We start from the raw sequence: 11518 nt of genomic DNA on the forward strand, positions 1-11518 counted from the left end.
CCTTTATTTTCATAAAAGAAAAGGAAAACACCTAAAAGAAGAGTACATCTATGAAAAATATTGTATGAATGCAGCGAATGATGCTGTAACATCCGTAAAAATCACATAAAAAGCTACCAGATCATTTTATGAATTTGAAGAATTCAATACAGTTCTCAATACTACTGGAATAGACATTTCTGGGTTAACTGAAAGATAGAATCCTTCTTAGGCCTTAATACTTTATTTGACATGTGGTTATAGCTCAGCTCCATCCGGTTTCTAATCTAATTATAGAACAAATAGAAAATCCATGCACTAGGTTTAATCTCGAGAACGCCGTTTAATAGGTGTTTATGAAATTTAATTTTCACTAACATATGGTTTGCAGATATTCAAATTGCGGTTTTATTTTTTTCCATTACTTCATCCAATAAATCGTTACAGGGTTTCCATAACCTTCAATACACTGCTCTACAATAATTCCCTACACATTACAAAATCTTAAAAGTACAACTTGATTTAGCAAATACTGATCATAAGTGCAATAACGCCTATTAGTTATAATTCGGTTTGCCTATAAAGTTTCTTCTCTATCCCAACGTTATACAGATACGCCTAAAAGTTTAGAAAAATCCTTTGGTTTATAATTCGTGAAATTTGATGTGTTCATTTTAAAACTCTCCTTTGAGTAGATTTGATCACATTTAATCACAATAATCGATATATTTAGTTACTTATATTTTCCTCCTGAAGATATTAAGTTACAGGTCAATGATGTAGTAAGTAGTGTCAGTGAAGCAATTTATAAAGTATTGTAGACAGGGAGTGACTCTCTGTCTTTTTTATTCACATAGCAAGATAGTTAATATGTGGTACATAGTCATTACACAAAAAATATTTGAACGCCTAAAAAGATACTTTATAGGAAAGATACTTAAAACATTGTTTGAGTAAAAGTAGTATTATGTAGTTAAGGAGGGATAGATTATGGAACATACACCTGTTACTCAAGAATACTTAATTGATTTATACAGAAGCTTGATTATTAAACGAGATGAGTTAAAGAATAATGTTGAAGAGAATGAGAAGAAATATTATCAGATGTTTAGAAATTTGTATAAAGAATATTATGGCCTCATGATTGAATGCATTTTCTTAAAGAAAAGACTTGCCTATTGTCAAAGGTGCAATAATCTTCATATCAAGATATATAAAGAAGAAATAGACAGTTACATAGATGCTGTGAAAGAAGATTATATGCATCAGTTAGAGATTTTAAGGAATCATAAACAAAGAATAAAGAAATCTCTTAATACTGATGGAATGAAACAGGCAAAGAGGATATTTAAGAGAATCATCAAAAGAATAGATAAAGAACATCCTTTGTGGGAACGTTCCATTGATTCATATAGATATAATGATTTAAAAGAATTGATGAATATAGAGGCACTGGTGGATTATGAGACACATTCTACAAGACATAATATAGATATTATCTATCTCATGATCAGAATAAATAGTATAAAAGAAGAAATTGATTTTTATGTCAACCAACCACCTTACTCACCTCAAGAAAAAGAAAAGAGTCTGAAGAAGGAAATATTGAAATATAGATCATATAGAAATGATTTAAATAAACAATATCATAGTTTTACAAAAGTCATGCATGCATGTTAGGAGGAGCACTTATGAGCAAGATGAGAAATATGGTTTTAGAAGCTGTACAAATGAATGGTATAGAGAATGTGATTATGCCTTTAATGAATGAAATATTCTTATCTTTTACTGATATTGCAGGAACACGTTATGTAGATAATCAAGATGTATTTAAAGGACTTGAGAAGAATGTACCTCTTCTATTAGAAAGAGAAGCAGATAATAAATATGATAGTAATGCGATTAAGGTGATGACTACAGATAGGGAAAAACTTGGGTATATTCCAAAGAAGGATAATAGTGTTTTTGCTAGATTAATGGATGCGGGTAAGATACTTCATGCAAGAGTGTATTCATGTTATGAGGCTGATTATGATCAGTGGTGTGTGTCTATTAAGATCTGTTTGATGGATTTCTAGTTATTCACACAACAGAAAGTAGAATACGTGATACATAGTCATTACCAAAAAAACAATTGACCGAGAGTACCTACCGACTGTTATCCTAGATATAGGAGGATTATGAGATGAAGAAATTAGTAGCTTATTATTCTAGAGCGGATGAGAATTATTTTGGTGGTACAAAGAAATACATAGAAGTAGGAAATACGGAAAAAGCCGCAAAAATGATTGCGGATATGATAGGGGCTGACTTATATAAAATAAAACAGATACATCCCTATTCAGCTGATTATGATACATGTGTTAAAGAAGCAAAAGATGATTTAAGGAAAAATGTAAGACCTGAGCTGAAAAATATGCTTGAGAGTATTGATGAGTATGATGAAATATATCTAGGTTATCCTAATTATTGGGGCACTATGCCTATGGCTGTCTATACTTTCTTGGAAAGTTTTGATTGGAATAGTAAGAAAATCTATCCGTTTTGTACACATGAAGGATCAGGACTCTCTTCTACTGAATCAGACATCCGTGAATATGCAGAAGTAATGAAAGGTCTCGCAATCAGAGGAAGTGATGTAGATACATCACAAAGTAGAATTAAAGAATGGCTATTAAAAAAGTAGAACAGCAGTTCTACTTTTTTATGTACTTTCTACCAGAGGCATCTGGAATATTTAATTCTGAACGATATTTAGCTACTGTTCTTCTAGATATTTCAATACCTTTATCTTTTAAGAGATTGGTGATTTTCTGATCACTTAAAGGCTTTTTCTTATCTTCATTATCAATAACTTCTTTGATTGTTTCTTTGATAGAATCAACAGAGTTATCTTCTGTTCCCTTTGGAATGAGATCACTTAGAAGAATAAAGCCCTTATCGCAATATATATATTTATCCTTAATGGCTCTACTGATTGTAGATTCATGTACTCCAAGTAACATAGCTAGATCTTTTTGTAAAAGTGGGTGGCAAGAGCCTCTATTCATAAAGAAATCTTGTTGATAGTCTAGTAAAAAGACCGCAATATCATATATTAGATTCTTTCTTTGGGTGAGACATTGTTGCAGCCAGGAAACTTGTCTTAGTTTAGATTCTATATATTTCTTAGTTTCTTTACTTTCTGATTCAAGAGATAAATAGCCTGTATTGATGTTTATATCCTTATAGATTACTGGATTTAATTGTACAGCATTATCCTTGATTATTATATCTGGTACAGGATAATTGACTTCAATAGAAGAACTAAAGCTACTTGCTGGACGAGGATTTAATGTTAGGATGATTTGTAGTAGTTCTCTTACTTTGTTTTGTGATATGCCAAGTTTCTTAGAAACAGCATGATAATGACTTTTTGAAAGATCTTCTAAGCATTCTTTAATAAGTTGTTTTGTCTTATAAATATCTTCTGTTTCTTCGAGGCGCTCTAATTGAAGAAGAAGACATTCCTTTAAAGTGGCTGCACCAAGTCCAGGAGGTTCTAGCTTGAATAATGCATGTTTAGCTTCTATATATTCTTTCTCATCACATTTTAGATAAGTACAAATATCTTGAATTGAAAGACGTAGATATCCATTATCATCTAATAACTCTACAAGAGATTCTACTAATTCTTTATTGTCTATATCCTTGTTTATTAATTGCCAGTGAATGTTTTCCTTTAAAGTCTGTTCTGATTTTCTTGAAAGACTATCGATATCAAATTCTTTTCCTATATCAGAAGTACTTTCTATCATATCATCAGTATCTATTAATGGATTCTCAAAAGAAATCTTCTCTATGTGGGCAAGAAGCTGCTGGACATCCATTTGTAGAATTTGATTCTTTTCAATCTGTTTCTGATATATTTGATGTTTTTGACTATGTTTAAGTTCAAGCTTCATCTAAGCCTATTGGCTCCTTAATGACTTTACTCAATAATTCATACAATATAGATAATTCATAATTATCTAAATGAATACGGTATTTCTTTTCTACATCCTGGAAAACAATTTTTGAGATACGATAGAATTCTTTTTGTGATGGATTTGTAGGTTCTTCTTCATCATCTATATCATCTGCAGTCATTAGACGTTCAAACATAAATGCGATATGCATATAGAGGTTTAATCTTATATGACCTGACATTTCCATCTTATAGTAATCCTGATAACGATGAAGAATTGTTTCTACATCTTGAATAACGACTGTAGGATTGAGGAACTGTAGTCTGCTGACAATACCTTCAATTGTAAAGAATCTTACAAATTCATTCTTCAATGCTTCAAATTGTTCTGGTGTGACTACACTTCTTAACGCATTCCATAAGTTTTCTTCACCATGACCATCCAATATATCATAGACACTTAACCAAGGCGTAGAAATACCATCATGAAGAGGAGATGTTGTGAGAATCATAAGAGTCTGATCAAAGTTCTTATGATCATCTTCGTTAATTAAATCAAGAAGTTTCTTGTATTCCATAGTTACAAAATCAAGACCACAGTCTCCTAATGTCTTCTTCATGATTTCCTGTATCTTTTCCGCAATACCTACACCGGACATACATGAAATAATAATATTCTTATTCTTAGATAATCCTTCAAAGAACTGAACATCAAAGCTATTAATTCTTTTTGTGCTTTCTACAATCTGTTCAAATGAACCATGACCTAACATCTTTAAGCCACCATCTAATGCGATTGCGGTAGAAACGTTATTAATAATCAACAAATCACCAGATAAATTATTTTTAATCTTTGAATACATACTACTTAAAGATCCTGTATCTACAAGTAAGATGAGTCCTTTACCCTTAGCAGAATGTAAGAGATAGTTCTGTACCTTTTCGACAGTCTGATCAAGTGTTGTATCCATAGGCATATCAATACCTTCCATAATAAAGGTACCACAGGCCTGATTGACAACCTTCGCAATACTAGAAGCTGTTGTATCACCATGGGCTGCAATAAGACCATTTAATTCTAAAGATTCGCTAATATATTCATGAATAGCTAATGCAAATAAAAATGAAAGATTATCTTCTAGATGTAATTCATACTTCTTTAATTCAATAATGATGCGATTTGCAACATAGAAAGCTCTAGGGCATGATTGTTCAAAATAAGTTTTAAGTTTCCATTCCTGTTCTTTTTCAATATGCATTTCATTGAATGTTATATAAAGTAAATATAATTCTTTACCACAGGAATCATTCATTTTAACACCATAACGAATCAATATATCCTTACTGACCTGCATAAAGAAACGCTGTTCTGTTAAGTTGTTATGTGTAGGATTAATCTTTCTTAAAATTGCGCGGAAATTCAAATAGAGCTGGTCAATCTGGCTCCATGATGCAGTCTCTATCTTATGAAAGAGATCGATGATTTCGATATGATATTCATCATAGTATTCCTGATGGATATATTCTTTAGGTTGATTCCATAGAATGGATATTTCCATATTACGTTCAGTCTGAAATCCTGTTGTATTGACAGGTATATCTCCCCCTGCATGAATAAGTTCTGCTTCAGAAATAAGAAGATTGTCTTCTTTACCGTGTTTGAAATAAGCTTCTGCACAGCTAACCTGAATTAAATTTCTTAATCTACCAATATTACCAGGGAACTTAGAGAAACAAAGCATTTTGACAGCTCCACTAGAAATAGTGAGATTCTTTTTAATCTTTTCTGCTTCTTCTTTATAGAATGTTTCTATGAGTTCTATACGTTCCTGTAAAGGGCGTTCTGTAATGTTAGGAATAGTAATCTGTAATGTAATTCTTCTTCTGAATGTTTCTAATAAGACTTCCTGAGGGTTTTCTGTTGTCGCAAATATGAATCGTACGTTTGAATTTCTCCATTTAGAATCACCAAGAGGACGATATTTACCTGTATCCATAAATACAAATAACTTTTCCTGGTTCTCAAATGATAAACGATGTACTTCATCTAAGAAAAGATAACCACCATCTGCTTCTTGAAGTAATCCCGTCTTATCAGAATCAGCCCCTGTGAAACTACCTTTCTTATAACCAAGTAATGTAGCAGAAAGAAGTTCAGGGTTATTGGCATAGTCTGCACAGTTTAATACGACAAAAGGTGCTTTTTTATCGATACTCCCTGTCTGTAATGCATGCTTATAAATGAGCTTTGCGATATAGCTTTTACCTACACCACTTTCACCAATAATAAGAATTGGAAGACCATTTGGTGGATAAGAAACAGAGGCTTTACACATTTCTACTATTTTCTTATGACTTCCTGTTGCACCAATCATAGAATCAAATACTTCTGAATCTAATTCTTCTTCGACAGGTGCATTCTGTTCTTCTTTTTCAATATACCAGTAAGTCGGTCTTGTATCTGTTTTCTTTACTTTTCCCTCATCAAAAAGCTGATTTAAATAATGCGTCACAATCTGTCTACTTAAATGTAGATTGTCTGCAATCTGAGATGTAGGAATCTTTTCAGACTCATTTAAGCATTCTTGAAGTGATATATAAACCTTATCTTTTACATCCATCATGATACCTCCTTGCTCTTAATTAATTATAACTTGAAAACTGTTAGAAAACAATTTAATGCCAACACGCATGAAAAGGAAGATATAGGGATATCTTCCTGTCTGACTATCTTGGGAGTCTTGCTCTTCTATTTGGGAATTCTTTATCGAATCCTTCTTTATGATCACAATACCAATAAGCGACTGTACAAACATCATCCTGTCTTTCATATAATGAAAGATCATCGTTACCAATCTGCTGTAATGTGACTTTGATATCTTCATCAAAGGCAATTGGATCTAAGATATGGAATCTATATAAGCCATGGCGAGGAAGGCTGTCATTACCAAAGGCATGAACAGCATTCAACTTACCTGTTTCAAATCTTTCTCTTGTTTTATCCTTTGTTGAATAGAATGGATAACCTAAGAATAAGTTAGAATATGGTTTAACTGAAGGTCTTCCTAATTCATCTTTCTGATGGAATGCCCAGGCACCACCAAAGTAGTCTTCTGAACCTGTTGATGACACTGTTGGATAATCTTCATCACCATCAAGATAGAACTTAAATTCTCCTTCGCCCCACCAATATCTTTCAAGTGCAGTTAAGCCAAGGTAAGTACCTACATAGTAGCCTTTACCTTTTACATCATCTAAGATGACATAGTCTTTTGCAAGCTCAGTCTGACGTTCTCTGCGCCAATAAGCATGGAAATATAAACAATTTTCAGGTAAAGCATCAACTTCAGCATAATTAATAGTATAGAAGAATGATGTAATATCTTTAGGATGTTCATTTGTCATTGTGATGACTGCTCTTTTTGCGAATGGCATTTCAAAATAGCTGTTCATCCCTCCTGTAGGATTCACAACGATTGGTAAAGAAGCAACATCACATCTTTCACCAAAACCATTACAGAAGAAATCGCCAATAGGGGCTTCTACTGCAGGTGTATCACTACCATCCCAATAGATTCTTAAGACAACATCTCTCATGACAAAGCTGCCTTTTTCAGTATTTTCACGGATTGTCATCCACATATGTCTAATAATGCCTGGACCTTTAATATCCGCAATCACTGTTTCTTCACCCATAGGTAATTTAATGCTTCCACGTCCTTTTCTTGATGGACCTAAAGCACTTGCTTCCATACATGCTTTGCCTTTTTCACCAGTTGGGTTTTCTGGTGATACAGCTCTAGAACGTTCTCCTTTATAAGTCATGATATTACTTAGTAAATTCATAATCTTCTCCTTCCTTTACTGCATGTTGATTGACAGTAATTGAATAATTATTTTTATTGGTAATATGAATGTGCTGATCAGTTACCTTGATATCAAATCTTGATTCACCGATATGGAAATCCTCCCAGAAGAAGTTTCCAATAAATTCCTTAGGATGAATAGTTAAGTGTTTATTTGGTGCATCATAGTTGATTCCTAAGAATTCTGTAATGAACAAGATATAGAAGATACCTGATGCCCATCCACATTTACCACAACTGTTCATTCGTGTGACATCTCCAGTAGGTGACCCTACTTTATAAGGCCACCACCACCAGCTGCCATCTAAATCAGCTAGTCTTTCTAATTCTTTAAATCTGCCGTTTTCTCCACTCCAGTTTTCTACATTATCTGCACCATTCAATATTGAAATATATCCTGGGAATGTTGCACCTGACTGGTTACCCCATTTAATCCCTCTGCTCAGTTTACTATAAGTAGGATTCTCATCACTTGAACTGAATTGTCCATAGTGAGTTGTTCTGTCTCCTGCCTCATAGCCATAATATTTCAATAATGTAGTGTCTGATTCTTCACCATCATGCATTCTTAATGTGATAGTACCGTCATGATTCACATCAGTTAAGAACTGAAGTCCTTGATCAAGCATCTCTTTACGATAACACTCATCTGACATATGTTCTTTTGCATCTAGATCAAGTGACGCAATACCTTCTAGAAAAATACGATGACCATTCGTTTCTACAGTCATATATTTCTCTATATCATTTTTGATTGCCTGGGCTTCATTTTCTAGTTCAATCGCATATTCCTTCTCGTCAAAGATTTCAAGTGCAAGTCTTGATAGGGAGCGACATGCACGATATACACAAATGTTTGATCCTGTATGATATGTACCAAGGGAGTAGGCATCTGAAATCCAGATACTGTGGTATAGGTGTGGTTCACCTGGATTTCTAGAAGTAATGACTTTGTTAAGGATTTCCTTCATCTGTTTATATAAATCTTCATTATCCAGAAAGAAATGATGATCACCAAAATAATCATAATACGCACCAGAAAGTAGAATCACTGATAGAGAATTACTTAATGAATGGAAGATGCCGCCTTCAAATTTAGTACCTGGGTATTTGATACCATATTGGGCAAACCATTTTATTGTTTTTTTACATAGGTCTGGTTCGGTCATTGTATAAGGCAAGCTAGAATAATACATATCTTTATTCCATATATGAGGAGTAACGGGATAAGTGCCCCAATTTGAACCAAGTATTTGATTATACCCATTCATGGCGAAAGCTCCAGACGCCTGCTGATAGGCTCTTTCAATTAAGTACCCTGCCATTGGATCGTTATCAAAATGGACTTTACCTATGCATTGTTTATAATATTGACGTGTTTCTTCTAACCATTCATCAATACTTCTACTAAACAGTTTCTGTGTATCCTGATATGCATTAGGATCAGTGAAAGCAATCATGAATTCTTTTTGAGAATGAGGTGGTAAAGTAAATGAAATACTGTTGTGAGATTGTGTCTCGCGGCATTCTATTAATACATTTCTTGTATCAGAGTATTTCTTTTTATAAAGAGAAGGGAGTTCTAAGGCTCCTTCTCTTTGCGAGTCACTTTGGTTCTCAATGATAATGGCATACATTAAACTGCTTAATCTTTCTCCATCACGAGTAATAGGTGCACAAGCAATTAAGCTGACTGTTCCCCAGGTAAAATGATGAATACTTCTTGGAAAAAGATTATCTGCAAGATCAGCGATGACATCTAAGTTATCAGATTTCAATTCAGTTTTATTACCGTTCCAGGTAATAGAGATAGAAAGATCATGTTCTTGAACAAAGTCTTTTCCTACCCAGACACCTGGTTTGCTTTCCATGTAGTAGTTGTGATGAAAGAAGGTAAGGTTTTTAATTGTGCCAAATTCATCAAGATTGGCTTGAACTTTTTGATTAGATGAATCAAATGAAAATGTATCATCTGGAAGCTTATTGCGATAATAACTGATTGCATTGTCTGTACTATAGATTCCATTCTTGATTCTTAACATATAGAATGGATTGCATTTCATTGTATTCAAAGCGACCTCCTGTGGTATTAATTAGCAAATACCTAATAGTGATAAAACGATTCCTAATGCAACGATACCAAAGATAATAGCGATAACGTTGACTTTCTTATTTAATAGCTTATAGCAGCCAAATGTCATTAATAATGGAACGATACCTTTAAAGATACTATCAAGAGCTGACTGAACATTCATTAATGACTGTCCCTTCATCTTGAATTCAAGAATTGTCTTAAATACGACTGTCTGGCTAGTCATAGCGCCAACCATAATTAAACCAACAATACCTGCTGCTTTTGTAAGGATTTCAATCATGCCGTTTGCATATAATTTCTCAATATACTTAGCACCTAAAGAGTATCCTAAACATGCACCATAGTATCTGCATAAGAAGTTTGGTACGTTGAATAATACTAAGAAGATAATTGGAGCAAGGATGTTACCAGCATTAGCAAAACCAATAGCAAGACCTGCACAAACTACTCTCCATACACCCCAGAATAATGAGTCACCAATACCAGCTAAAGGACCCATTAAACTTGTTTTAATAGAGCCAATTGCATTAGCATCAAAGTCTGGTTTTTCACTGTTTTCTTTTTCCATTGAACCAGCAATACCCATTACAAATGATGCAAGAGGTACTGTAGTACTGAAGTAAGAGACATGTCTTGCAAGAGCTTCACGTCTTTTCTTTTCATCATTCTTATAGAAATGGTTGATGAATGGAATCATAGCATAACAGAAACCTGCACCACCCATAGTAACTGGGTTAACAGATGCATACATAGCACCTGATCTCCAGAACATCTTTCTGATTAATTTCTTTTCTTCTTTATCAATGTTATTCATTAGTTTCATGCGAAAAAGTCCTCCTCTTCACTTTCATTAGCTGATGCGCTTGCAACAGCTGGTTTAGCCATCATATCTTTTAACTGCATATCACGCTGTGCTGTTACTAATGCAATAACAACACCTAATACCGCGATAGCGATAAGTGGTAATTTTAAATAAGCCACTGCAACAAATCCAAGAATATAGTAAATACCAATTTTCTTATCCCATAACATCTGCATTAACATAGCCATACCTACAGCAGGAAGCATGTTACCAGCAACTGTTAAACCATTCATGATTACCTTAGGAATTGACTGTAAGATTGTCTGCACTACATCAGATCCTAACCATACAGCAAAGAATGGAATTAAAGCATATAAACCATAGTGTAATACCCATAAACCAAAGTGAAGGGCTGTGATTGATTTATCTTTACCTTCTAAAGCTAGCTGTTCAAATTTTGGTGCGAATGGACCAATAACGAATGAGAAAATAAAGTTCATGAACTGAAGACCTAATACAGCAAGTGGGAATACGATTGGAATAATAGTACCAACATTTCCACCCATCTGAATTGTAAATGCTGTAGCAAGACCTGCAGCTAGAGCTGGCTCAGCAGTACTTGAAATACCTACATTGACAACTCCCATAAAGATTGATTCTAAAGATGCTCCAACTAATAAACCTGTCTGAACATCTCCTAGCAATAAACCAGTAAGAGGTGCAACAACGATTGGTCTACTTAACATGACCATACCGAATAATTCGTGTCCTCCAACGCCTACGAATACTGCCAAAGCGACGAAAAATGCGTTTACCATAATAACTCACTC

Annotated in this window: 9 protein-coding genes; 3 read left to right on the plus strand and 6 right to left on the minus strand. The window is 33.8% G+C overall.

The features are described from left to right. The first annotated feature begins 969 nt into the window (after positions 1 to 969). The 3 genes from ACT8VG_RS02800 (at position 970) to ACT8VG_RS02810 (ending at position 2665) form a co-directional block, all read left to right on the plus strand. Positions 970 to 1659, plus strand: coding sequence for a hypothetical protein (locus tag ACT8VG_RS02800; protein ID WP_117458348.1), 690 nt, complete (start codon positions 970 to 972; stop codon positions 1657 to 1659). 11 nt (positions 1660 to 1670) lie between these two features. After that, positions 1671 to 2057, plus strand: coding sequence for an HIRAN domain-containing protein (locus ACT8VG_RS02805; protein ID WP_288706433.1), 387 nt, complete (start codon positions 1671 to 1673; stop codon positions 2055 to 2057). 107 nt (positions 2058 to 2164) lie between these two features. Then, the gene (locus ACT8VG_RS02810; protein ID WP_195921167.1) at positions 2165 to 2665 is read left to right on the plus strand and encodes a flavodoxin; all 501 of its coding nucleotides are present in this window, start codon (positions 2165 to 2167) and stop codon (positions 2663 to 2665) included. A gap of 10 nt (positions 2666 to 2675) precedes the next feature. Here ACT8VG_RS02810 and rpoN read toward each other — a convergent pair whose 3' ends face one another. From rpoN to ACT8VG_RS02840, 6 genes are all read right to left on the minus strand, one after another. Next, positions 2676 to 3923 carry an RNA polymerase factor sigma-54 gene (gene rpoN, locus ACT8VG_RS02815; RefSeq protein ID WP_444195158.1) on the minus strand — a complete coding sequence of 416 codons (1248 nt, stop codon included), beginning with the start codon at positions 3921 to 3923 and terminating at the stop codon, positions 2676 to 2678. Further along, on the minus strand, positions 3913 to 6546 hold the full coding sequence (locus tag ACT8VG_RS02820; protein ID WP_444195159.1) for a sigma 54-interacting transcriptional regulator: 2634 nt from the start codon (positions 6544 to 6546) through the stop codon (positions 3913 to 3915). Before ACT8VG_RS02820 ends, rpoN begins: the two co-directional genes overlap by 11 nt. Before the next feature lie 106 nt (positions 6547 to 6652). Further along, positions 6653 to 7771, minus strand: a complete 1119-nt coding sequence (locus tag ACT8VG_RS02825; protein ID WP_006506708.1) for a glycoside hydrolase family 172 protein — start codon at positions 7769 to 7771, stop codon at positions 6653 to 6655. Beyond that, on the minus strand, positions 7755 to 9854 hold the full coding sequence (locus ACT8VG_RS02830; protein ID WP_288706451.1) for a hypothetical protein: 2100 nt from the start codon (positions 9852 to 9854) through the stop codon (positions 7755 to 7757). The genes ACT8VG_RS02825 and ACT8VG_RS02830 overlap by 17 nt, the downstream gene beginning before the upstream one ends. 30 nt (positions 9855 to 9884) lie before the next feature. Further along, positions 9885 to 10709, minus strand: coding sequence for a PTS system mannose/fructose/sorbose family transporter subunit IID (locus tag ACT8VG_RS02835; RefSeq protein ID WP_006506710.1), 825 nt, complete (start codon positions 10707 to 10709; stop codon positions 9885 to 9887). After that, positions 10706 to 11506: a PTS mannose/fructose/sorbose/N-acetylgalactosamine transporter subunit IIC gene (locus tag ACT8VG_RS02840; RefSeq protein WP_444195160.1), complete on the minus strand. Its 801-nt coding sequence runs from the start codon at positions 11504 to 11506 to the stop codon at positions 10706 to 10708. The genes ACT8VG_RS02835 and ACT8VG_RS02840 overlap by 4 nt, the downstream gene beginning before the upstream one ends. Positions 11507 to 11518 lie beyond the last annotated feature (12 nt).

The organism is Catenibacterium sp., from assembly GCF_052354645.1.
In the GTDB taxonomy this organism is placed as follows: domain Bacteria; phylum Bacillota_I; class Bacilli_A; order Erysipelotrichales; family Coprobacillaceae; genus Catenibacterium; species Catenibacterium mitsuoka_A.

Coding starts and splice junctions, on each gene's coding strand:
- ACT8VG_RS02835 (WP_006506710.1), bottom strand. CDS start 10,709: ATGAAACTAATGAATAACATTGATAAAGAAGAAAAGAAATTAATCAGA.
- rpoN (WP_444195158.1), bottom strand. CDS start 3,923: ATGAAGCTTGAACTTAAACATAGTCAAAAACATCAAATATATCAGAAA.
- ACT8VG_RS02825 (WP_006506708.1), bottom strand. CDS start 7,771: ATGAATTTACTAAGTAATATCATGACTTATAAAGGAGAACGTTCTAGA.
- ACT8VG_RS02805 (WP_288706433.1), top strand. CDS start 1,671: ATGAGCAAGATGAGAAATATGGTTTTAGAAGCTGTACAAATGAATGGT.
- ACT8VG_RS02840 (WP_444195160.1), bottom strand. CDS start 11,506: ATGGTAAACGCATTTTTCGTCGCTTTGGCAGTATTCGTAGGCGTTGGA.
- ACT8VG_RS02820 (WP_444195159.1), bottom strand. CDS start 6,546: ATGGATGTAAAAGATAAGGTTTATATATCACTTCAAGAATGCTTAAAT.
- ACT8VG_RS02830 (WP_288706451.1), bottom strand. CDS start 9,854: ATGAAATGCAATCCATTCTATATGTTAAGAATCAAGAATGGAATCTAT.
- ACT8VG_RS02800 (WP_117458348.1), top strand. CDS start 970: ATGGAACATACACCTGTTACTCAAGAATACTTAATTGATTTATACAGA.
- ACT8VG_RS02810 (WP_195921167.1), top strand. CDS start 2,165: ATGAAGAAATTAGTAGCTTATTATTCTAGAGCGGATGAGAATTATTTT.